Annotated in this window: 17 protein-coding genes; 8 read left to right on the forward strand and 9 right to left on the reverse strand. The window is 29.3% G+C overall.

From position 1 onward, the window contains the following. Positions 1–32 precede the first annotated feature (32 nt). Positions 33–1,253 (reverse strand): aminopeptidase, encoded by a 1,221-nt coding sequence (locus XO10_RS04615; protein ID WP_075780459.1) that lies wholly within the window; start codon positions 1,251–1,253, stop codon positions 33–35. 203 nt (positions 1,254–1,456) lie between these two features. Here XO10_RS04615 and nuoE point away from each other — a divergent pair, with 203 nt between their 5' ends. From nuoE to XO10_RS04630, 3 genes are read left to right on the forward strand one after another with little or no spacing between them, the layout of a single operon-like run. Beyond that, on the forward strand, positions 1,457–1,876 hold the full coding sequence (gene nuoE, locus XO10_RS04620; RefSeq protein WP_075780458.1) for an NADH-quinone oxidoreductase subunit NuoE: 420 nt from the start codon (positions 1,457–1,459) through the stop codon (positions 1,874–1,876). A 15-nt stretch (positions 1,877–1,891) separates the two neighbouring features. Continuing rightward, entirely contained in the window at positions 1,892–3,100 is a 1,209-nt protein-coding gene (locus XO10_RS04625; RefSeq protein WP_175421181.1) for an NADH-quinone oxidoreductase subunit F, read from the forward strand. Further along, a complete protein-coding gene (locus XO10_RS04630) occupies positions 3,101–4,810 on the forward strand; it encodes an NADH-dependent [FeFe] hydrogenase, group A6 (protein ID WP_175421182.1) in 1,710 nt (569 codons plus the stop codon). It abuts the gene before it with no gap. Positions 4,811–4,857: 47 nt separating this feature from the next. Here the strand turns inward: XO10_RS04630 and XO10_RS04635 are convergent, their stop codons facing one another. Next, positions 4,858–6,327 (reverse strand): hypothetical protein, encoded by a 1,470-nt coding sequence (locus tag XO10_RS04635; protein ID WP_014296496.1) that lies wholly within the window; start codon positions 6,325–6,327, stop codon positions 4,858–4,860. A 157-nt stretch (positions 6,328–6,484) separates the two neighbouring features. Between XO10_RS04635 and XO10_RS04640 the strand changes: the two genes are divergently transcribed. The 4 genes from XO10_RS04640 to XO10_RS04655 all read left to right on the forward strand — a co-directional run bounded on the left by XO10_RS04640 (position 6,485) and on the right by XO10_RS04655 (position 10,904). Beyond that, complete coding sequence (locus XO10_RS04640) at positions 6,485–6,760, forward strand: hypothetical protein (RefSeq protein WP_014296495.1); 276 nt, start codon at positions 6,485–6,487, stop codon at positions 6,758–6,760. After that, a complete protein-coding gene (locus tag XO10_RS04645) occupies positions 6,754–8,418 on the forward strand; it encodes a LytS/YhcK type 5TM receptor domain-containing protein (RefSeq protein WP_175421183.1) in 1,665 nt (554 codons plus the stop codon). Before XO10_RS04640 ends, XO10_RS04645 begins: the two co-directional genes overlap by 7 nt. A gap of 1 nt (position 8,419) precedes the next feature. After that, positions 8,420–9,097: a LytR/AlgR family response regulator transcription factor gene (locus tag XO10_RS04650; protein ID WP_368494259.1), complete on the forward strand. Its 678-nt coding sequence runs from the start codon at positions 8,420–8,422 to the stop codon at positions 9,095–9,097. 112 nt (positions 9,098–9,209) lie between these two features. After that, complete coding sequence (locus tag XO10_RS04655; protein ID WP_014296492.1) at positions 9,210–10,904, forward strand: carbon starvation protein A; 1,695 nt, start codon at positions 9,210–9,212, stop codon at positions 10,902–10,904. A 58-nt stretch (positions 10,905–10,962) separates the two neighbouring features. Here XO10_RS04655 and XO10_RS04660 read toward each other — a convergent pair whose 3' ends face one another. From XO10_RS04660 to xylF, 7 genes are all read right to left on the reverse strand, one after another. Beyond that, positions 10,963–12,102: an ROK family transcriptional regulator gene (locus tag XO10_RS04660; protein WP_175421184.1), complete on the reverse strand. Its 1,140-nt coding sequence runs from the start codon at positions 12,100–12,102 to the stop codon at positions 10,963–10,965. A 10-nt stretch (positions 12,103–12,112) separates the two neighbouring features. After that, positions 12,113–13,189 (reverse strand): Xaa-Pro peptidase family protein, encoded by a 1,077-nt coding sequence (locus XO10_RS04665; protein ID WP_175421185.1) that lies wholly within the window; start codon positions 13,187–13,189, stop codon positions 12,113–12,115. A gap of 23 nt (positions 13,190–13,212) precedes the next feature. Beyond that, entirely contained in the window at positions 13,213–14,661 is a 1,449-nt protein-coding gene (gene xylB / locus XO10_RS04670; protein ID WP_175421186.1) for a xylulokinase, read from the reverse strand. A 6-nt stretch (positions 14,662–14,667) separates the two neighbouring features. Next, entirely contained in the window at positions 14,668–15,975 is a 1,308-nt protein-coding gene (gene xylA / locus XO10_RS04675; protein WP_175421206.1) for a xylose isomerase, read from the reverse strand. Positions 15,976–15,982: 7 nt separating this feature from the next. Beyond that, positions 15,983–17,110: a sugar ABC transporter permease gene (locus XO10_RS04680; protein ID WP_175421187.1), complete on the reverse strand. Its 1,128-nt coding sequence runs from the start codon at positions 17,108–17,110 to the stop codon at positions 15,983–15,985. After that, a complete protein-coding gene (locus tag XO10_RS04685) occupies positions 17,110–18,627 on the reverse strand; it encodes a sugar ABC transporter ATP-binding protein (protein ID WP_217671649.1) in 1,518 nt (505 codons plus the stop codon). Before XO10_RS04685 ends, XO10_RS04680 begins: the two co-directional genes overlap by 1 nt. Positions 18,628–18,690: 63 nt before the next feature. Next, positions 18,691–19,710, reverse strand: coding sequence for a D-xylose ABC transporter substrate-binding protein (xylF, locus tag XO10_RS04690; RefSeq protein ID WP_175421188.1), 1,020 nt, complete (start codon positions 19,708–19,710; stop codon positions 18,691–18,693). Positions 19,711–19,987: 277 nt separating this feature from the next. Between xylF and XO10_RS04695 the strand changes: the two genes are divergently transcribed. Then, entirely contained in the window at positions 19,988–24,883 is a 4,896-nt protein-coding gene (locus XO10_RS04695; RefSeq protein ID WP_175421189.1) for a PQQ-binding-like beta-propeller repeat protein, read from the forward strand. Positions 24,884–24,889 lie beyond the last annotated feature (6 nt).

A 24,889-nucleotide genomic window follows, 5' to 3' on the forward strand; every position in this document is an offset into this window, starting at 1 on the left:
AAATGCCCGGAGAAAACCTCCGGGTATTTTTATTATATTGCCCATTTTCCATTTTTCATAATTAATTCTTCTTTTCCGTCTTTTATTCCATAAACATCTAATTCTTCATTTCCAATCATAAAGTCAACATGTGTAATGCTGGTATTTAAACCATGTTCTTTTAATTCTTCCTCAGACATTTTTGTTCCATCTTTAATACATATTGGATAAGCCTTTCCAAATGCAAAGTGTGAAGCGGCATTTTCATCAAAAAGTGTATTATAGAAAATGGTATTGAGTTGATAAATTGGTGAATCTACAGGGACAAGAGCCACTTCGCCAAGGTAGCTTGCGCCTTCATCAAGTGAAATTGCCTGTTTTAATACGTCTTCACCTTTTTCAGCAGTTACCTTTACGATTTTTCCGTCCTTAAATTCCATTGTAAACCCATCTATAATATTTCCGCCATAAACTAAAGGTTTGCTGTTTCTAACATATCCATTTATCTTATCTTTATGTGGAGCACTAAAAACCTCTTCCGTTGGAATGTTTGGTAAAAATACAGTTCCATCTACATTTTTTTGTGTTCCTGCAACCCAAATATGATTTTCCGGCATTCCAACCATTAAATCTGTTCCTGGACCTTTGTATCTTAAATATTCATACTGTCTATTATTTAAAAATTCTGTTCTTTTATTAAGGTTTTCTATGTGTTTATTCCATAATTCCACAGGATCATCATTTTCATTAACCCTTATAGTTTTTAATATAGCATCCCATAAATCTTCAACGGGATTTGTGGATTCAGGGAAAACCTTTTTAGCCCATTTTTCATTAGGAACTGCCACAACAGACCAACTTACCTTTCCTGACATAATTTCTTTTGATACCTCTTTCATTGCCATTTGATTTGCTTTGGAGAATTTTCCTATAATTTCTGGAGGTATTTCTTTAAAAAGATCTGGATCTGAGCTAATTACACTGAGGAAAGCCCCTTTTTCGTCACAGAAAAATTTTGCTGCTTCAACTTCCCAACTGTGAACCTCCTCAATAATTTCTTCAGGTGCATTTTTTAATTTTAAAAAGGTTATATATTCATCACTATATCTAACATATACCTCTTTTGCCCCGGCTTCATAAGCCTTTTCAGCGATTAATCTTGAAAATTCAACAGCGTCTACAGAGGTTCTTAACAATAATCTCTGTCCTTTTTGAATATTTACGCCAACCTTCACAGCAAGTTCAGCATATTTTTCCAATAATTTTCTATCCATAATACACCTCTTTCTTTATAATATGAAATTACTTTTATTATAACATATAACTTCTGCCATCAATATAATCAGAATAAGTGGAAAAATGCACAATATTAAACTTTTATTGTTTTTTATTACTTCTCAATGCAAATAAATGAATATAATCACAATAGTATTTTTTTTAATAAAGTGCTAATATTGAATTAAGGGGGTGAAAAAACATGGAAAAATTCTATGAAAAACCGCTTCTTGATGAGTTGCATGAAATTCAAAACACATATGGGTATATTCCAGAAGAACAGATTATCAGAATTGCAAAAAAAAGAGGTATGCCAAAATCTGAATTATATGGTGTAATAACTTTTTATTCAATGTTTCACACTAAACCACGTGGTCGTTATATAATTCGTGTATGTAATAGTCTATCCTGCCATTTAAATAACAGTAAAAATGTAGTTGAAATGATTAAAGAATATTTAGGGATTGACTCGGGAGAAACAACAAAAGATAGAAAATTTACACTTGAAATTGTTGAATGCTTGGGACATTGTGGTGAGGGACCTGTAATGATGATAAACAACAAAATATATACCAAAGTTACACCACAGCAGGCAGTTTCATTATTAAAAGACTGTATATAAAGGTGGTGAGAATATATGATAGAAGAAAAGATTTTTTTAAAAACTGACTTGAAAAAAACACCAGAAGAATATGAATACTTAGGGTTGAAAAACTCTTTGAAATTAATGCCAGAAGAAATTGTGAAAAAAATAACCGAATCTGGGTTGCGTGGAAGAGGTGGAGCAGGATTTCCAACAGGAAGAAAATGGCAATACGCCCTTGCTCAGGAAGATGATGTGAAATTTTTAATTTGTAATGCTGATGAGGGAGAACCAGGTACATTTAAAGACAGATTTTTATTGGAAAATATGCCATTTAAGGTACTTGAGGGAATCATTATAGCTGCTTATGCTGTAAAAGCAAATTACGGATATATTTATATTAGAGGTGAGTATTCAAAGGCTATAGAAATATTTGAAAAAACTATTAAAGATGCATATCATAGTGGGTTATTAGGAAAAGATATTTTGGGAAGCGGATTTGACTTTGAATTGAAACTGGTAAAGGGTGCAGGTGCATATGTTTGTGGTGACGAAACATCATTAATAAATTCAATAGAGGGTAAAAGAGGATTTTCAAGAATTAAACCTCCATATCCAGTTCAAGAAGGGTTATTTGGAAAACCAACTGTGGTAAATAATGTTGAAACATTAGCAACAGTTGCGGAGATTATGAAATATGAAGATAATGTATATGCCAGATTAGGAACTGAAAAAAGTAGAGGAACAAAGCTTATATCAATAAATGGAGATGTTAAAGTTCCAGATGTGTATGAAATTGAATTTGGTAGTTGTACAATAAGGGAAATAGTGGAATTAGCAGGAGGACCTATTGAAGAATTAAACTTTGTAGTTCCAGGAGGTATAGCTACTTCAATATTAAAGGATAATGAGATTAATGTTAGATATACATATGAAGATCTCGAAGCAGCTGGAAGTTCTATTGGCTCTGGTGGAATGATAGTAGTATCTAAAAATCATGATTTAATTGAAATATTGCTGAATGTATCGGAATTTTTTGTAAAAGAGACATGTGGAACTTGTTTCCCTTGCCGTGAAGGAAATAGGAATATCAAAGAGATATTATTGAAATTAAAAAGAAATGGCTATAATGATGAATATAAAAAGATAATAGGAGAATTGAAAGAATCTATTATGCTCGCTGCGAGATGTGGATTTGGACAATCCTCAGTTAATTTTATCTATTCTGTTCTTGATAAATTTTTTAAAGAAGAGGTGATTTAAATGAGAATCACTATAAATAATAGAGAATATGATATGCCAGAAGGAAGTACTATTCTTGAAGCTGTAAAAAAAGCAAATATAAAAATACCAACATTGTGCTATATAGAAGGTATGGAGCCATATGGCGGATGTAGATTGTGCGTTGTTGAGGTTGAGGGTTCAAAAACATTAGTTCCATCATGTGCCGTGAAGATTTCTGAAGGGATGAAGATAAAAACACATTCTGAAAAGGTAAGAAGAGTTAGAAGAACGATAATGCAGTTGATAATAGCTTCTCATGGTATTAGTTGTGAATTGAATTGTTTGACATGTTCAAAAGCTACATCATGTGAATTAAAGGAAATTGCTGAAGAAATAGGAGTTACAAAGGTTAATATTCCACCAGTTGAGAAAAACCTTGTTTCTGATTATTCCAGTTATGCAATTGTTAGAGAACCCACAAAATGTATAGTTTGCGGAAGATGTATAAGAGCTTGCTCTAATATACAAAGTGTTAATATTTTCACATTCGCTGATAGAGGTCCAAATACAATAGTAACTACATTTATGGATGAAGGTATGGGAAATGTAGATTGTACAAATTGTGGTCAATGTGTAATGAATTGTCCTACGGGTGCATTACATGAGGTTTATCATATAGATGGTGTTTGGAATGCATTAAATGATCCGGAAAAAGTAACCATAGTTCAAACTGCACCTGCGGTTAGAGTAGCTATAGGAGAACCATTTGGTATGGAACCTGGGACAATTTCAACAGGTAAACTCGTAGCAGCTTTAAGATTGTTGGGATTTGATAAGGTATTTGATACTAATTTTACTGCAGATTTGACTATTGTTGAGGAAGGAACTGAATTTATACATAGATTTAAAGAAGGGGGAAAGCTTCCGTTATTTACTTCATGTAGTCCTGGCTGGATTAAGTTTATAGAACACAATTATCCTGAATATCTTCCTCATCTGTCTTCAGCAAAATCTCCACAACAGATGTTTGGTGCTGTTGCTAAACATTATTATGCAAAAAAATTGGGTATTCCGAAGGAAAAATTAGTAGTGGTATCGATAATGCCATGTACAGCGAAAAAATATGAAATGAACAGACCAGAACATGCTGGAGATGTGGATTTTGTATTGACGACAAGAGAATTAGCCAAGATGATAAAAGAGTCAGGAATAGACTTTAAAAATCTACCTGAAGAGGAATATGATAATCCATTTGGCATATCAACAGGTGCTGGAGCAATATTCGGCGCATCAGGTGGTGTTATGGAAGCCGCTTTGAGAACAGCGTATGAAATATTAACAGGAAGAGAGCTTGAAAAGCTTGATTTTACTGCTGTTAGAGGTTTGGATATGGTAAAAGAAGCCGAGGTTGAAATAAATGGAAAGATTATAAAAGTAGCTGTTGTAAATACCTTGGGTGCAGCAAGAAAATTGCTTGAAAGAATGAAAAATGGCGAAGTGGAATATCATTTTGTAGAATTTATGGCATGTCCGGGTGGATGTATAGGTGGTGGCGGACAACCAATTCCTACAACAGAGGAAATTTTATTAAAGAGAATGGAAGCAATTTATGAAATCGATTATGGTTCAAAATTAAGAAAATCACATGAAAATCCTGCGGTAAAAGAATTGTATAAAGAATTTTTAGGTGAACCAAATAGTGAAATAGCCCATCATCTCCTTCATACTCATTATGTTGCCAGAAATTAATAAAATCCCCGATTGATAAATATCAATCGGGGATTTTTATATAATGTTTATTCGATTAAATTTCCGTCTTTGTTAAATTTAAATTTTTGATCATTTAAAGCAATTCCAATAGAACTTATTATTACATTATTATAAGTTTCTCCATTATATTCATATGTTCCAACAAATGCGCCATTGGCAAAATGACCTTTAAATGTGCCACCGTTTTTAAGTTTTATTACAAGTTCATTATCCACAATCTGGAAACTTTCTATATTGGAATCTTCGCTTGAAGCATCTCCTTTAGTAATTGATTTATCTGTAGCTTCAAACCATTGCCAGCCTATACTAAAGACATAATTATCATTTGAATCCTTTTTCAAAGAGACATAATATCCATTTCCAGTATCATTACCATTCCAGAACTTTTTAATAGTTCCTTCATATTCTGCAGTATTTTCTCCTGTTTCTTCTAATTCAATAATTTCCTTATATGAGAAATTATTTTCGCTTATATTTTCTGGTGAATCCCACCATTCCATAAATACTTTCTTATAATGCGTAAGATTATTTTCTGAACCAGTGGCATCTATAGTTACATCATCACTTGCAGAATACCAGATTACGCCTATATTTCCAGTTGCTGTAAAGGATTTTGTTGTTTGATCCTTTCCAACCGTTTTGAACCTAACAACAGTTTTTGTGTCGGTATCCCAGAGAAAATCCTTTTCTGTTTTGATATATGTGATACCTGAATTCATAAATATATCTTCTCCATTAATTTCTGTTGAAGATTCGGTATAAAATTCTTCTGCTGTAATTCTATTCCAGAAAGAATCAATTTCAGAAATAGTATGTGAATACCAATCTATACCTGTTGTTGTGGCAGGTTGTGGGATATTATCCGGATATAGATATTCATTTAGATTTTGCAAAATATCAGGTGCTTCAAACATTGCATATCCTACAGTAGAATCCCAATCTTCTTTTTGTTCAATAATATTTCTATTAACAACGCTACCATCTGATAATACTGTTTTATATTCTAAGAGATTTTTCAATTTGAATTCCCAGGAATTAAATGCAACCTTATATTTTTCATAATCATATTTTACAGAAAGATCAAGATAAGGATCCATATATACTTCTAAGATATATCCTGTACTTTCATCTGTTAATGTTGTAGGAGTCATATAAAATGCAGCTCTAATATGAGAATCTTTACCGTAAAAGTTATCAAAATACCCTGTATTAGGAACTCTTACGGTGTTAGAACCTGTACCTCCGTATTCAATATAAACCTGTTCAGGAGTTTTGCCAATTAAATCGGGGATATGTTCTATATTTACTGTTTTTTCTGGAATAACATCCTCTTTTTTCCCCTGAGCAAGACCAATTATTGTTTCAGCAGTTGAAATATATTCCCTTAACGGTGCGAGTGTTTCAGCAACAGGTTTTAGTGAAACTTCTTCTTTATTAAAAATACATCCTGAAAACAGAATGCTTAAAGCAAAAATAAATAATAATACTTTTTTCATAAAAATCACCTCTGATAATTTTTGTATTGATTATATTTTTAAAATTGTTCAATATTATTATACTCTTTTAATGTTAATTGAAAATTACATAAAAAGTTTTGTAAGTGGTATAATAATATAGATGAAATTAATAAAAAGATTTTGAGGGGGGATAACATTGAAGAGCTTAGTGTTATATGGTTTTGGTATAGGAGTTATAGACGTTAGAAGTATAAATAAGATAAAAGATAAGTATGAAAAAATTTATGTATTTGTATCAAAGGCGCCTCAGGGGAAGGCAAAAGAAATGCTTGATGAAATGGATTTTGTAGAAATCATTGAAACATTGAATTTTTATAAAGAAGCTAAAAGAAAGAACAAAGAACTTACTGATTCAGAAATTAAAGATCTTGGAGATTTTGGAGATAGAGCAATGATGAGGGATCCATGTTGAAGGATAGCATAAGTTTTTTACTGCTTGAAAGGGTTTCACTTATTCTTGTTATTACCTATATTATAATGCAGACATATTTTATAAAAAAGATTTTTGGCAATACTCTTGTTGTCAAAAATAAGCTTATTCTTGGAATAATTGGAGGATTTTTAGGGATTCTTGGAACAATTTTTGGAATTCCGTATAATGGTGCAATTGTAAATTATAGAGATATAGGCGTTATTCTTTCTGGAATGATTGGTGGAATGCCAGGAGGATTGGTAGCTGGCATAATTGCAGCGACGTTTAGATTGTTTTTAGGCGGAATTACCGCTGTTCCATGTTTTTTTGGAACAATATCAGCAGGTTTAATTAGTGGTTTTATATCTCAATATTATGGAAGAAAACATTTTACCTTTTTTAGAACTTTGTTTTATACAGCGGTAATAGAGATTATACATTTAACCTATGTGTTATTAATGGTAAAACCTTTCGAGGTAGCTTATAATATAACCTTTAATATATTATTCCCAATGGTTATCACCAATGCTTTAGGTGTTTCATTCCTTAATTTCATGATAATTAATATGGAAGAAAAGCTGGAATATACAACGGAAAATGCTATAAACTCAATTTTTGTAATAATGGAAAGGTCTTTGAATACAATAAAAGACGGATTCACTGAACGAAGCGCAAGAGAGATTGCAAAGACAATACTTGATAATACTTCTTTTGAAGCTGTTGCATTAACAGATAAAAAGAAAATATTAGCTCATGTTGGGATAGGTGATGACCATCATTATTCTGGAATACCAATAAAGACAGAGGCTACAAAAAAAGTAATAAAAAGCGGTCAGGGATTAAAGATAGTTGGGAAAAAGGGAATTAATTGCCCATATCCTAATTGTCCGTTATATTCGGCGATTATAGTTCCTCTTGAAAATGTAGAAGGGAAACTAATAGGGACATTGAAGCTGTATTATTCCAGAAATAATACAATAAAAAATTCAGATATAGTCTTTGGTAAAAAACTGGCACAGACACTTTCATTGATAATATCAACTGCCAAAATCAATGAAGAATTAAAAATGGCAACAGAGGAGAAATTGCGTGAATTAATGGCGAATTTAAGTCCGCATTTCTTATTTAATACATTAAATGCTATAAAATATATTTCAAAGAAAGAACCTGAAAAGGTAAATAAATTTATAGACGATTTGTCAGAACTTTTGAGATATACTTTATATGAAAATAGCACGTATGTTACTCTTAATAAGGAATTGACATTTACTAAAAATTATCTTTCATTAATGAAATTAAGATTTAAGGATAAAATAAATTATAATGTTGAAGATTATGAAAAATACAGTGAAATACTTGTTCCACCTTTTATACTTCAACCTATTGTAGAAAACTCAATAAAACATGGAATGAAAGAGACTATTCTAAACATAAATATACGATTTTTAGAAAAAGAAAATAGTTTTTATATTTATATTGAGGATGATGGAAAGGGAATGTTGAATTCGAGAAAAAAGGGTAAGGGGTTGTCATTAATTGAAAATAGATTAAAATCCCTTTATAACGATGATTATAGTTTCTCAATAAAAAGTGGATTGTTTGGTGGAACTACGGTTGAAATAAGAATACCTAAAAAAGCAGGTGAGGCAATTGATTAATGTGGCTATAATAGATGATGAATATTATGCAAGAGAGTCATTAAAGGACTTAATACATGAAATGAGTGATTTTAATATTGTTGGTTGTTATGAAAGCATTGAAGAGTTTATGAAAAAATCAAAGAATAATGAAATTCACGTTATATTTTTAGACATAGAACTTCCAAAAATGAATGGAATAAAAGCAGCGAAATACTTAAATCAGCATAAAATAGTTTTTGTAACAGCATATTCCGAATATGCTGTAGATGCATTTGAGGTTAATGCTCTTGATTACATAACAAAACCTGTCTCAGAAGAGCGTTTTATTGAGACAATAAATAGAATAAAACAATTATTTACCAACACAGAAAACAAAACTACAAAATTGGCTGTTGAAGATGAAAAAGAAATAATATTTCTTGATTTTAAGGATATATATTATTTTGAATATTTTGACAAAACAATACATGTATTTACATTTGATAATGAATATATACTTAAGCATTTTAGAAAATTTTCAGAATTATCAAAAAATTTGCCAAAAAATTTTGTAAGGATTCATAAATCGTATATTGTGAATCTTGATTATATAGAAAAATATATAAAAGAACTATCTTCTCTGGAATTGAAAAATAAAAAAATATTACCAATAGGTAAAACATATTTGAGGCATGTCAAGAAAATTTTAAATCTTTGAGTTTAGAAATTTGCCCGTTTGGGGCATTTTTTTTTACTTTTGTCGAAAAAGATGAATATTGTATGATATTTTTATAATGGTATAGTTTAAAAATTGAAAGGGGGTATTTTTAGTGAATTCGTTATTGTTGGCTATTTTAGCATTTGTAGGTTATTGGTTGGCCTATAACACATATGGCAAATGGATAGCAAAAAAGATTTTCGGTCTTAACGACAACAACCCGGTACCTTCAAAGGAATTTGAAGATGGTGTTGACTATGTTCCTACTAAAAAGCATATTTTATTGGGACACCACTTTACAACTATTGCAGGAACAGGTCCAATAGTTGGTCCAGCAATAGGTGTTATCTGGGGTTGGGTACCTGCATTTATCTGGGTATTCTTTGGTTCTATATTTATGGGTGCAGTACATGATTTTACATCACTTGTAGTTTCAGCAAGAAATCAGGGTAAAACTATAGGTGAATTAACAGGTAATTTAATTAACGAAAGAACAGCAAAGATATTCTTGATTTTAATCCAGTTCTTATTATGGATAGTTCTGGCAGTATTTGGACTTATTGTTGCATTGTTGTTTAATATGTATCCACAGTCAGTATTTCCAGTATGGATGGAAATACCTATTGCCATGTGGTTAAGTTATATGATTTATAACAAAGGTAAAAACGATACACTTTATTCAATAATTGCTGTTATTTTAATGTATGTAACTATTGGCATAGGTGTTGTTATGCCTATAAAACTTGGTGGAAATGCAATAATTACATGGATTTATATATTGATGGCATATGTTTTCATCGCTTCAACTATGCCTGTTCATAAGTTATTGCAGCCAAGGGATTATATAAACTCACATGAATTATTAATTGCTATGGGATTATTGGTTCTTGGAGTAATTATTGGACATCCAAAAATCGTTGCTCCTGCATTTCAGACAGTTCCAGATGCACCACCTATATTCCCAATTCTTTTCATAACAATAGCCTGTGGTGCAATATCAGGGTTCCATAGTTTAGCTGCTTCAGGAACTACAGTTAAACAATTGGAAAAAGAAACAGATGCTCAGATGATTGGTTACGGCGGAATGATTTTAGAAGGAGTTCTTGCAACAATTGTTATTATTGCAGTAACTGCAGGTCTTGGTATGAATGGTGGAGGCGTTGAAGCATTTACATCACATTATTCATCATGGGCAGCAGCAAGTGGTCTTGGTGCAAAATTATCAGCAGTTATCAATGGTTCAGCAAATCTTATGAACTCTTATGGTATTCCTCTTGACCTTGCAAAAACAATAATGGCTGTATTTATTGTTTCATTTGCTGGTACAACAATGGATTCATCAACAAGAATTCAAAGATTTGCATTGCAGGAATTATTCTCAAATAAAGAAGGAAAAATCATAGTTAAACCTCTTGAAAATAGATATGTTGCAACAGCAATAGTAATTCTTGCAGCAATGGGATTAGCATTGTCAACTGGAGACGGTAAAGGTGCTTTAATTCTCTGGCCAGTATTTGGTGCTTTAAATCAGTTACTTGCCAGTTTAGCATTGCTTATTGGTACTGTATATCTTGCACAGAAGAAAAAGCCAATATGGATTACAGGATTACCAATGTTATTTATGATGGTTATGACATTATATGCAACAGTATTAAACTTAAAGAAATTTATAGCAAGTAATAATAGCTTATTAATATTCATTACAGTTGCTACTCTCATTATAGCTCTCTGGATTTTTGTAGAAGGATTTATAGCTATCGCCCGTGCAGGTAAAAAAGATCTGGAAGAAGTAGAAGAAGAAATTTAATAAGAACATTAAAAAGGCAGCTCATCAGAGCTGCCTTTAGTTTGAAATAGTTTTTTTATTATTTTATTTCTTCGATATGTTTATTTATTGAAAATATACACGCCCCTACTAAATTGGAATTATATTTTTTAAATATAGTAGGTCTTATAATAGTTTTTTTTGATGAAAAAGGTAGAGAATTTTCACGAATTTTTTTTATTAAATATTCATAAAAATATATAGGCATATCACTTAATTCACCACCAATTATAAGTGCTTCAGGATTTAAAGCATTTATTATATTTGCCATTCCAATAGCATTATTTTCAGCCCAGTTTAATAAAGTTTTTTTTGCGTTAGGTTGTCTTTTTAAATTTTCAAATTTTTCAATAGGATCTTTACCTTCAATAATACCTTCATAATTTTTTATTACATTTAAAATAGATCCATACTGTTCCCAACAACCTTGCCTTGAACAATGGCATTGTTCCTTTGAATTCATATTTATTACAGTGTGTCCAAATTCTCCACCACTATAAGAAAAACCTCTATATAATTGATTATTTATTATTATTCCTGTTCCTATACCTTCTCGTATTTCTACAAAAACTATATTACTTATATTTTTAAGATCTTTTGCATGATATTTTTCTGCTATAACCGAAAGATTAGCTTCATTATCGGCTAATATAGGAATATCTAGTTTTAAAAATTGTTCTATATTCACATTTTTCCATCCTAAATTAGGAGCTAATAAAATAATATTTTTTTCTACATCAACAAGTCCTGGAATGGAAAAAGATAAAATTTTAATATTTTTAATCTTTTTATATTTCATATAAAATTTTTTTATTTCATAAAAAAATTCTTCTGGATCCTTTGGGGTCAATATTTTTTTTAATATTTCAACATAACCATTAAAATAACCAAACCCTATTATTGTTTCATTTACTCCAACATCTACAATTAAAGAAATAAAAGCTTCTTTATTAATATTTAATAAAATTTTTTTTCTTCCAGGAGCGTTATCTTCATAAATCCCTTCTTCATAGATATAACCTTTTTCTATCAATTCTCTAGTTAATCTGGTAACGCTACTAGGTCTTAAATCAGTTAATTTTACAATATCTTTTCTGGATATTGGATTATTTATATGAAGAATTCTTAAGATGTTTTTCATATTTAACTTTTTAATTTCGGAAGAATTATATTTTTTCAATAACTTCACCTCACCTAATTTTCAATACTCCTGGCCTTGTTATTATATCACCATTTATATCAAATGACAAAACTGGCCATATACTATTTTTATTCCAAGTTATAAAATCTATATCATTTTGATTCAAAATAAAAGTATCTTCAGACTTTGTTCCTGTAATAGTTGGATTCCAGCAAAATGCCATATTATTTTCTATTTTTATTTTGCTATTTGGTTGAGCTATTTCTTCTCTTGTATCATAACCGATTATTCCGCCTTGATGATGTTTATCAAATTCTTTTTCGAATCCGATATTTTTATAAATTTCTTTGATGTCATAAAACATATCTTTTAAGTAAATATTTTTTTTTGTTAAATTTATAATTTTCGCTTCGAGTTCTGCGTTAATTCTATGTTGATTAATAAAATCTTCATCTTCAATAAAAAGAAAAGATCTTGTCATAGAAATTATTGGACCACCATTAGTTACACATATTGATATAAATCCTCTATTTCCTATTTGTACGTTTCGTGGAAGATTATGCCTATATTTTGTTCTAGAATCATCTGAAAACACCAAAATCACGTATGAATAAAATCCTTCTTTTTGTAAATTTCTATATATATTTCCTGCAACTTCTAATTCCGTCATTTTAGGAGAAATTTGTGATATAGTTTCTTCAAATATTCTCATAACAATGTTTCCCGATTTTTTATATAATTTTATATCTTCTTCTTCTAGTACCATTCTAATTTTTTTTATTTCAATTTCAACATTTATTCCAAAACCAAAACCAAAATCAGTTCCTATTTTATTAATATCTTTTACAATATTTTTTATGATATTATATTCAGATTCAAACCAATTGTATTCTATAATTTTGAAATTTACATTTTCTTCTTTTTTTAATCTTTTAGATTCTATATTATTTGTGATTACATAAATGTTGTCTTTTGTTATTAAAATTGAAGCACAAGATAATTCGTGTGATATTGAAATCCACCCTTTTCCATGAAATAACCATGAAAAATTTGAATTTTTTTTCAGCCACAAGCCATTTAGTTTATATTTATAAATTAAATTCCTAAGTTTTTTTATTTTATTCAAAATTTCACCTTCTTTATATAAAGTTAATTTAATAATTCTTTTGTTTGAAGATATAATTTTTTATATTTTGAGTATATATTTTTATATTTTTCAAAATTTTCTTTGTTATATAATATAGGTTCTGTATATTTTATCCACTTTTTTGCTATTTCATAAGGATTACTATTTGTTAATCCTGCATAGGCTAGTATAGCGGCACCGTATGCAGCTCCTTCATTTATTTTACTCTTTTTAATAGGAAAACCAATTATATCTGATAATATATTTATCCATATATAACTTTTTGATCCACCGCCTGTTACTATTATCTCATTTATTTCGTAACCAAAACTTTTAATTATTTCTATAGAGTCTTTTAATCCAAATGCTACTCCTTCATAAATAGCTTTTATAATATCCCATTTTGTATTAAATGTGGTTAATCCAAAAATTATACCTTTAGCATTTGGATTATTATGAGGTGTTCTTTCTCCATTTAAATAAGGTAAAAATATAACACCATTTGAACCTAAAGGGATATTTGATATATATTTATTTATCTCGTCGAAAGTAATATTTTCTGAAATAAAATTCTTTTTAAACCAATCAAAGGTGTGAGTAGCAGATAACATTACTCCCATATAATACTTTGTTTTTGGGATAACATGTTCAAATAAATGAATTCTTTTATCTGGAATTCCATTTTTAACAGGTTTTAAAACAGTTCCAGATGTTCCTAAACTTATCATTATTTCATTTCGTACAACACCTATTCCCAGTGCTGCACAAGCATTATCTGCTCCACCACTTACTACAAGTGTATTTTTAAGTTTTAATTCATCAGCTATATTTTTTTGTACAACACCTATAACCTTTCCCGAATTAATTATTTTTGGAAGAATTTTATTATTTATGTTAAACTTTTTTAATATAATTTCACTCCATTTTCTATTCCTTATATCATACATCGCTGTTCCGGAAATATCTGAATATTCACTAACATGAATCCCAGTCAACATATAACTTATATAATCTTTTGGTAAAAATATTTTATTTATTTTTTTATATATATCTATATGATTTTCTTTTATCCATAATAATTTTGGAAGTGTAAATCCTGTTAAAATAGGGTTTCCCAATTCTTTAATGACATTATCTATACCACCTAAAATTTTTGTTGCATAATAACTTTCTTTTTTTGTTCTCTGATCATTCCATAAAATAGCATTATATAATAAATTATCTTTTTCATCTAATAATACTAAACTATGCATTTGACCACTTATAGATAAGGTTTCTATTTCATATTCTTTAGTTAATTCTTTTATTATATCTTTAGTTTTTTCCCACCATTCTCTGGGGTTTTGTTCCATCCAACCCAATCGTGGTGATTCTATATTTAATTTTCTATAAGTTTTTTTTAAAACCTTTCCTTCATAATTTACTATAATACCTTTTATACCAGTAGTTCCTAAATCAATTCCTAATATCATGGTTAATCATCCCCTGAAAATATGCATATTTAGAATTAATTCTAATAATTCTTGCTTTAAAGATTCAATAGTTTCTACTTCAGTTTCTTTTATATATTCAAATAGATCGTCAAAATTAATTTCTTTATTAATTATTTTTTTTCCTAACATAGTATTATAATATTTTTCATATCTTTTTTTTACCATTTTATCAATCTCATTTTTTAATTCATTAGCTATTCTTAAACCTAAAGAAAAAGAATCTATTCCACCAATATGCCCATAGATTAAATCCATTAAATCTGTAGAAGCACGTCTTACTTTAGCATCGAAATTGAAACCTACATCGACACCGCCATTTTTTATAACTTCATACATTGCCATAGTAGTTTCATAAACATTAGTAGGAAATTGATCGGTATCCCATCCTAACAGCAAATCACCTCTATTAGCATCAATACTTCCTAGTTTATTATTAATACGTGCATATCTCAATTCATGTGAAAATGTATGCCCAGCTAATGTTGCGTGATTGGCTTCAATGTTAAGTTTAAAATCTTTTTCTAAATTGTATTTTGATAAAAAAGCTATAACACTTGCAGCATCAAAATCATATTGATGTTTTGTAGGCTCTTTTGGTTTTGGTTCAATTAATAAAACTCCTTTAAATCCTATTTTATTTTTATGTTCAACTACCATTTGCAAAAAATTAGCAAGTAATTTTTCTTCTAATTCTGAATTGGTTAGTAACAAATTATCATAACCTTCTCTTCCACCCCATAATACGTATCCTAAACCATTTAATTCCTTCGTTATTTCTAATGCTCTTTTTACTTGAGCTGCTGCATATGCGAAAACTTCAGGATCGGGTGATGTTGCAGCTCCTTGAGCATATCTTGGATGAAAAAATAGATTTGCAGTTCCCCATAATAATTTTATATTTGAAGTTTTCATGTTTTCTTTTATTTTATCCACTACTTTATCTAAAGAATTATTAAAATCTTTAATTGTTTTTCCCTCAGGAGCTATATCTGTGTCATGAAAAGTAAAGAATTCTATACCTAATATTTCACATAATTCAAATATCGCATCAACTTTTGCAAGAGCTGTATCTAAAGGATCTTTTAAATTCCAAGGTCTTTTCATAGTTGGAGCACCAAAGGGATCCATACCTATGTTTCCTAATGTATGCCAATAAGCTATAGAAAAATTAAACCAATCTTTCATTTTTTTTCCTTCTATTATCTCGTCCGGATTATAAAATTTATAAGATAAAATTTTTTTGGAATTTTTTCCTTCATATAAAATTTTTTCTAAATTAAAATACATAAAAATGCCTCCTTTAGTCATTTTTTTTACTTGTAATATCAAACCATACAGCAATTATTAATACCAATCCTTTAATTATGGATTGCCAAAACATTGGAACGTTCATTAAACTCATTCCATTATCTAAACTTGACATGACAATAGCACCTATAACAGCACCAAATGCATGACCAATTCCTCCCATTAAGCTTGTTCCACCGATTACACAAGCAGCTATGGCATCCAGTTCAGCACCTTGCCCAGATGCAACTGATGCGGCATCCAATCTTGCTGTAAGAAATATTCCAGCTAATGCAGCTAAAATTCCGTTAATAATAAAAACAATAAAAGTTATTTTTTTTACATTAATACCAGCGACTATAGCAGCTTCTTTATTTCCACCAGATGCATATATATATCTTCCAAAAACAGTGTATTTAGAAACATACATAAACAATATCAGTATTCCTAACATGATCAGAAAAAAGATTGGAATTCCACGATAACTATTTAAAGTAAAGACAAATAAAAAAATTAATATTATATAGATGATTATTTTTATGACTTCATAATTAACAGGCAAATATTCTAAATTATATTTAATTTTTTTCTTCCATTCATTTAATTCAAAAAAAATATATATAATTGCTGCTATTATACCTATTATCCAACCAATATTTTTGTTTAAATAACCTTTTCCTAACATTTCATAAAAATTACTTAATGGCCCTATAGTAGTTCCTTTAGTAATTCCAACCAAAATTCCTCTAAATATTAGCATTCCACCCAATGTAACTATAAATGCAGGCATTTTCATATGTGCAGTCCAAAAGCCATTCCACATACCTATTATCGCACCAACTAATAAAACTATGAAAAATGAGAAAATAGGATTCATATTAAACCATACGTCTAATATTGCTAATATTCCACCACTTAGTCCTACAACCGAACCAACAGAAAGATCGATTTCACCTAGAACAATTACCCAAACCATTCCTATTGCAAGAATTGAAATAAATATTGATTGTCTAAACAAATTTGATAAATTTCTTGGATTTAGAAAGAAACCTTCTGTCAAAATTTCAAATGTTATCCAAATACCTATTAGGGCTATTACCATCATATATTCTTTTAATTTTAAATTTTTTAACTTATTCATTAAACTAACACCCCCGTAGCATAATTCATTACTTCTTCTTGCGTAACATTTTTTTTACTATTATCAAATTCTGCAACAAGCTTTCCTTCGTGCATTACTAAAATCCTATCGCTTATTCCTAATATTTCTGGTAATTCAGATGAAACCATTATAATTGATATTCCTTTTTCCGTTAAATCATTCATTAATTCATATATTTCGTACTTTGCACCTATATCTATTCCTCTGGTTGGTTCATCTATGATTATTATTTCTGGATAGATCATAATATTTCTTGCTAAGAGCACCTTTTGTTGATTTCCACCGCTTAATGTAGTTATTTTTACTTCTGTACTGCTCGTTTTTATCTTTAACTCTTCTATTTTTTCTTTTACTAATTTTAATTCTTTAAATTTGTCAACATAATATTTATTTTTCGTTTTTTGAAGATATAGTAAAGATATATTTTCTCTTACACTAAGCGTTGGTATTATTCCATATATTTTTCTTTCTTCAGTTAATAAAGAAATACCATTTTTTAAACTATCTTCAGGTGTTTTTATTTTTAATTTGTTATTTTTCAAATATACATTTCCGGTATATCTTCCTCTATATGAACCATAAATACTGTTTACTAGTTCAGTTCTTCCTGCACCAACGAGACCAAAAATACCTAATATTTCACTTTTATTTAAAAAGAAACTTACATTATCTACAACTTTTTTTCCAAATTTATTATAAGTATTAAAATTTTCAGCTCTAAAAACTACGGTTTTTTCGGGAGTTATTCTTCTTTCTGGATACAATTTTTTTAAGCTCCTTCCTACCATTAATTTAACTATTTTATTTTTATTGTAGTTTTCTATATTATTGGTTTCTATTAAATTTCCATCCCTAAAAACACTTACGGTATCGGCTAATTCAAAAATTTCTTCTAATTTATGTGAAATATAAATAAATGATAGTCCCTGAGATTTCAATTCTTTTATTATATTAAATAAAATTTCGGTTTCTTTTGCAGAAAGCGATGAAGTTGGTTCATCCAAAATTAAAATTTTAGGTTTTTGAATTAATGTTTTAGCAATTTCAAGAAGTTGTTTTTCACCAACACCTAATTCTTTAACTTTTGTTGTAGGAGTTATATGCATTAAACCAACTTTTTTTAACCATTTTATTGATTCTAGGTAGAGAAAGTTCCAGTTAATATAATATGGTTTTGTATTTTCAAAATCTATGAATAAATTTTCAGCTATACTTAATTCTTCGAAAAGAGATAATTCCTGGTGAACAACGGAAATTCCTTCTTTTTCGGAATCTTTTGTCGAATAAAACTTTTTTAGTTTCCCTTCTAAAAAAATATTTCCAGAATATGTTCCGTATGGATATATTCCACATAGTATTTTTACAAGGGTTGATTTGCCAGCACCATTTTCGCCAACTATAGCATGTAATTCATTTTTTTTCACTTTTAAATTTATATTATTTAATGCTTTTACCCCTGGAAATTCTTTAGATATATTTTTCGTTTCCAAGATCAAGTAAATCCCTCCTATACTCTATATATAACGGGATGTAATTTCTATTACATCCCGCTTTTTTCATTATTTAATCTTAGGCCATTTTGATTTAGGTATGTTTTTATATACTTCTTCTATAGAATGAAAACCATCTTTTATTACTGTTTCAACCATATTATTTTTATCAACAGGGATTGGTTCTAAGAAAAATGTAGGGACATCTTTATAATTATTATTTACTTTACCATTAGTAATAACTTTTATATTATTAGCAACAGAAATTGCCATAAGAGCTGCTTGTGTAGCAATACTATCAATAGGTTTATAAACTGTCATTGTTTGTAATCCCTCTACAATTCTTTGACATGCAGCTAAATCTGCATCTTGACCAGAAACTAAAACTTTACCTGCTAGTCCTTGCTCTTTTAATGCTTCAATTGCTCCACCAGCTGTACTATCATTTGATGCAACAATAGCATCAATTTTGTTTTTAGTTGCTGTAAGAGCATTTTCGATTATTTTTAAAGCTTCTTGAGGTAGCCAGTCTTTTGCCCATTGATCACCAACAATTTTAATTTTTCCACTATCAATATAAGGTTGTAAAACTTTCATTTGACCTTTTCTAAATAAGTATGCATTATTATCTGTAGGTGATCCACCCAATAAGAAATAATTTCCTTCAGGTTTTTTTTCAATTAAATATTTTGCTTGATATTCACCTACTTTTATAGGATCAAACGTTACATAATAATCCACATCACAATCCATTAGAAGTCTGTCATATGCAATAACAGGAATTCCATTTTCATGTGCTTCTTTTACGATACTTCCCATAACTTTTCCGTTATGAGGTAATACTACTAAGACATCTACACCTCGAGCTATCATATTTTCTACTTGTGATAATTGCAAAGAATCATCGCCATTTGCTGATTGAACTAAAACTTTTGCACCAAGTTTTTTTGCAACACTTACAAATATATCCCTGTCTTTTTGCCATCTTTCAAGCCTTAAGTTGTCCATGGATAATCCTATAAGAATTCCTTTAGAAATACCGACGATAATCATCAAAACTATCAACGTTACTAAAAACAATCTTTTCATCATACATACCCCCTTCGCTTTTTTTAATTAATTCCCGGAAGGAATTAATTAATACAACAAGATTATATATTTTTTTACATAAATAAAAAAATCGTATAGAATTCATTTTGATCTAATTAACTATAAATATTATCAATTATTATCAATTATTTACATTTTTTTAATTTATGTAATATTTGTTTGTTTTTTACATGTGGATTTATAAGTTCTTCGGGATAATCGATATATAATATAGAATAATAATTTAGAGATAGTATAGAAAATTGGAGGAATTGAAATGAAGAAAATTTTAAATCTTATAATTATATTACTGATGCTTTTTCTCTTTCAGGGATGTATATTTAAAAACAATCCCCCGAAAATATTGGAGATGACTCCACAAAATGGCGAATCTTTAACTGATAAAGAAGTTAAATTTTCCTGGAAGGCAGAAGATCCTGATAATGATCTTCTGTATTATAATTTTTATTTATTTTCCAATACTGATAAAAAGGTAATAAAAGATATTAAGGAATATACAGAAACAGAAATTAATTTATCCCTTGATGAAGATAAAACATATTCATGGAAACTTGAAGCAGTAGATAAAAAAGGGAATTTAGATAGAAAAATTATTGAATTTAGAATTGAAAAAATCAATAAAAATCCTCCAACTAAAACTTTTTTAATAAATCCAAGAGATGGTGCAGAAGAAGTTTTTCCATATGAAATAAAGTTTCAATGGATTAAAAGTGTGGATTTTGATGGAGATAATGTTTATTACAATCTTTATCTTGATGAATCTACATCGCTTATAACACCGATTGCAACATATCTTACAAAAACAGAATATACCGTAAAAGATTTAAAGTTAAATACAAAATATTATTGGAAAGTAGTAGTTTTTGATTCAATGGGTGCAAGTGAAACATCAGATATATGGACATTCAAAACAGATGACAATACACCTCCTGTTGTTGACTTTCCCGCTAAAACATTTGTGATAAAAGAAAATGAAAAATTTGAATTGGATTTGAAAAATTTTGTATACGATAGAGAAAACGATCCAATAGAATACCATATATTAACAAATAATAAAGGTGCAATGATTGAAAGAAGTAAGTATATATTCAAACCAGATTATGATTTTGTAAAACATCCAGATTTAACAAAACAAATTCAGGAACAGATAGTGGTATCGGATACAAAAGAAAATTCACTGGGAGTTTTAAATATAATAGTTCAGGATGTAAATCAAACACCTGAAAATCCGGAATTTATATATCCAAAAAACAATTCAATAATTCCGGATAATATCAGATTAAATTGGAATGGAGTGGATAAAGATAATGATAAATTGAAATTCTCACTTTATATGGGTAATAATCCAATGTACTTATCTCCAATTGCCACAAATCTTGAAGATACATACTATGATATATCTCTTGAAAAGAATAAGGTATATTATCTAAAAGTAATGTCAGAAGATCCTTATGGTGAGAAAAGCTGGAGTGAAGTGTATAAAATAAAAACAACAAAAGAGCCCGTTTCCCTTGAATGGCAAAAAGAAATAGAAGATATAAAAGATATGTTTATCTATGATGAAAAAATTTATGTTATAACAAATGATAAAATATATAAATTAAATACAGATTCTTCAGAAAATAATATCATAGAAGTTGAAGGCCTTTTACCTGGTGGTATTATTTATAATGGAATTTTATATATTCCTTCTGAAAATGGTGAAATAAAGGTAATTGATTTAAGTAAATTCATTATTCAAAAAACAATATCTCTGGAAATATCAGATACTATTATAGGTTTAACAGCAGGTCAAAATACACTTTATATTACAGTTAAAAATGGTAATATAGTAGCTTATGATCTTTCTAGAGATACAGTAAAATTTAATAAAATATATGAAATTGAACCAATAGCTCCATTAACGATAATTGAAAATGGTAAAATGGTGATTTCGGGTAATTATGAAAATAGTGGGAAAATTATAATTACAAAACCACTTGGCAAGGTACTTTGTGAAATTAATTTATCAAATAAATTGACAGGTTCTATTATTTCTGATGAAAATTATAATTTGTATTTTGCAACAGGTGAGAAATTATATAGTTATACACAGGAAGGAGATGAAAATTGGGAAATAACTTTAAGTGATAATATATATGGTGAAGGAATTTATGATGGAGAGTATGTTTATGTTTTCGGAAATTCTAAAATATTTAAAATTTCAAAATCCGGAAAACTTAAAGCAAGTTATTCTATTGCTAATTTGTACAATAAGAGCAAAATAATTCATGGAAATAATATATATATTTTTACGAAAAACGGAATATACAAAAACTTTGAATCTACAAATAATAAAGATGAATTTGGAGAAATATTATCCTCATCTTTTAATGATGGATTGCTATTGGGAATTTCTCAGAATAATTTATATGCATTATCTATAATTCCCTCAGAAGAGGCTACAGATAATATATGGTGTCAAGACGGAAAAAATTCAGAGCATAATAGAAATCTATATAGTAGAAATAATCATCAACCTGAGAAACCTGTGTTAATTTATCCTGAGAATCAAAGAACAGAGGTTCCTATAAAAGTAACACTCTCCTGGAAAGGCGAAGATCCAGAAGATGATCCTTTGAAATATACTATATATCTTGCTCAGGAAAATGAAGAATTACAGGCTATTGGTACAACCGAAGCTACATATTTTAACATTACACTTGAAAATAATAAAAGATATTATTGGAAAATTATAGCTTCTGATGGAGAATTTGAAACAGAAAGCGATATATATTCTTTTAAAACAATTTTAAAGCCCGCAGATTTAAAATTTAAAAAATATATAGGTAGTGCAATTCAATCGCCTGCAATTTCTGAAGATAATACAATTTATTTTTCAACATCAGACGGAGCAATATATGCATTGGATACCTATGGGAATATAATATGGAAATATAATACAGAAGGCTTTATAAAAGCTCCTGTGGTGTTAAATCCAATTAATCAAATAATTATAGGTGATGAATTAGGTGAGTTATATATAATAAATCCAGATGGCACGTTATATGAAAAAACAGAGTTGGAAGGTCCTATATCAAAGCCTGTGTCTATTGGAGTGAATGGAGAAATATTCGTAGTAACGGATACAGGTATATTGTATAAATTTGGAGCGTTTGGCAACGAAATATGGAAAAAAGAATTATTTGGTAATGCAACTACAAATATACTAGTTAATGGAAATAACCTGTATTTAGGTATTGGACAATTCCTGTATGGATTATCCAGCAATACAGGAGAAGAATTGTTTAAAATATCCTTTGCTCAACAGATTTCAACAGATTTATCCATGGATAAAAATGGAAACATATATTTTGGAACAAAAGAGAAAAAAATATATGGATATGATTTGTATGGAAATAAAATATTTGAAAAAGAATTAGATGAAGTAATTACAGGAAGTATAGTAGTTGATACAGATAATTCAATAGTATTTGTAGGCGAAAGTGGATATCTTTATAAATATTACTATATAACTGATATTCTGGAAAAAGATTTATATAATGAACAATTATATAATGTTACTCTTACAGGAGAATATAAATATTTAGGCGGTAAAAAAAGTTTTAGGGTAATAAACTCTACTGAAGAGTGGACGTATCAGGATACGGAGGAAACGCAGTTAAAATTAAAATCATCACCAAATATAGATGAAAATGGTGTTATAGTTTTTGGAACGTTAAATGGGTTCATTTATGGAGTATATGGCGATTCAATAGAGCTGAAAGATTCAGGATGGCCAATATATCTTGGAGATAGAAAACATACCGGAAATATTCATGCAAACTTAATCACAATGCCGGACAATAGACCTCCAATAAAGCCATATAATCCATACCCGGCAGATAAAAGTACATTAAGTTTAAAGACACTTACTTTGAAATGGGAATCATATGATCCAGATGGAGACAGCGTAACTTATGACTTGTATTTTGGAAATGTACAGGAGCCTGGATTAAAAGCAAAAAATATAACTGCTAAAAATTATGAAATTACAAATTTGGTTCCAGGAACATATTATTGGAAAGTAATAGCAAAAGATAGCGAAGGAAATATAACCTCAGGGCCATTGTGGGTATTTACAATAACAGAATCATCCAATGAAAATAATCCACCATTAGAACCAGAGTTGCTTGAACCAGCAGATAAAGCAGAAAATATTCCTACAACAGTAACATTAAAATGGCAGGGAAACGATCCGGATGGAGATACGTTAAAATATGATATATATATCTCAGATTCGCAGCAATTTACAACACCAAAAGAAAGCGACTATACAAATACCGATTATACAGTAACTCTTGATTCAGGTAAAACATATTACTGGAAAGTAGTTGCAAAAGACGGAAAAGGTGGAGAGACATCAAGTAAAACATATTCATTTACAACTGCTTTACAACAAAATACGCCGCCTGATAAGCCTGTATTGCTTTCGCCGCAGAACAATGCAACAGATATTGAACCGGATATAACCTTACAGTGGAGTTGTAGTGACCCAGATGGAGATTCATTGAGATATGATGTATATCTGTCAACAGATCAAAATCTTTCAACACCATATAAAACAAATTTGGCCAATACATCATTAAGTGTATCCAATCTTCAAACTGGAGCAACATATTACTGGAAAGTAGTTGCGAAGGATGGAAAGGGTGGAGAAACATCAAGCGATACCTATTCATTCACAATAAAAGAAGATACAGGACCATTAGTTCCAAAACTCTATTTTAAAGATACAACGATACAATCAGGGTCTAAAGGTAATGTGATAATACACGGGCAGGTTATAGAAAATATTCAGGCATGTGATATAGAAATTACATATGATCCGGCTAAACTATCCATTACAGAAAACGATATAAAAGGTATAGGAGAATTAACTGGTAAAGGATTACTTATAAGCATTTCAAATGGAAAAATAAGCATATCTATTTTATCCTTAGGAGGAACCTTTAGTATAAATAATAGTGATATATTACAACTTACCTTTAAAGCAATTGGAACTCCTGGAGAAACAGAACTTAGATTTACAGATAACACAAAGTTTGCATCGGGAATAGATAACTATTTGGATATTGATATATCTGATGTAGGTAAGGTTTTAATACAATAACAGCGC

This window comes from Marinitoga sp. 1135 (genome assembly GCF_013363245.1).
Lineage (GTDB): Bacteria > Thermotogota > Thermotogae > Petrotogales > Petrotogaceae > Marinitoga > Marinitoga piezophila.

Excerpts from the sequence above, each read along its gene's own strand:
- XO10_RS04615 (WP_075780459.1), bottom strand. The coding sequence starts at position 1,253 with ATGGATAGAAAATTATTGGAAAAATATGCTGAACTTGCTGTGAAGGTT.
- nuoE (WP_075780458.1), top strand. The coding sequence starts at position 1,457 with ATGGAAAAATTCTATGAAAAACCGCTTCTTGATGAGTTGCATGAAATT.
- XO10_RS04625 (WP_175421181.1), top strand. The coding sequence starts at position 1,892 with ATGATAGAAGAAAAGATTTTTTTAAAAACTGACTTGAAAAAAACACCA.
- XO10_RS04630 (WP_175421182.1), top strand. The coding sequence starts at position 3,101 with ATGAGAATCACTATAAATAATAGAGAATATGATATGCCAGAAGGAAGT.
- XO10_RS04635 (WP_014296496.1), bottom strand. The coding sequence starts at position 6,327 with ATGAAAAAAGTATTATTATTTATTTTTGCTTTAAGCATTCTGTTTTCA.
- XO10_RS04645 (WP_175421183.1), top strand. The coding sequence starts at position 6,754 with ATGTTGAAGGATAGCATAAGTTTTTTACTGCTTGAAAGGGTTTCACTT.
- xylB (WP_175421186.1), bottom strand. The coding sequence starts at position 14,661 with ATGATATTAGGAATTGATTTAGGAACTACTGGTATAAAAGGTATTATA.
- XO10_RS04680 (WP_175421187.1), bottom strand. The coding sequence starts at position 17,110 with ATGAATAAGTTAAAAAATTTAAAATTAAAAGAATATATGATGGTAATA.
- xylF (WP_175421188.1), bottom strand. The coding sequence starts at position 19,710 with ATGAAAAGATTGTTTTTAGTAACGTTGATAGTTTTGATGATTATCGTC.
- XO10_RS04695 (WP_175421189.1), top strand. The coding sequence starts at position 19,988 with ATGAAGAAAATTTTAAATCTTATAATTATATTACTGATGCTTTTTCTC.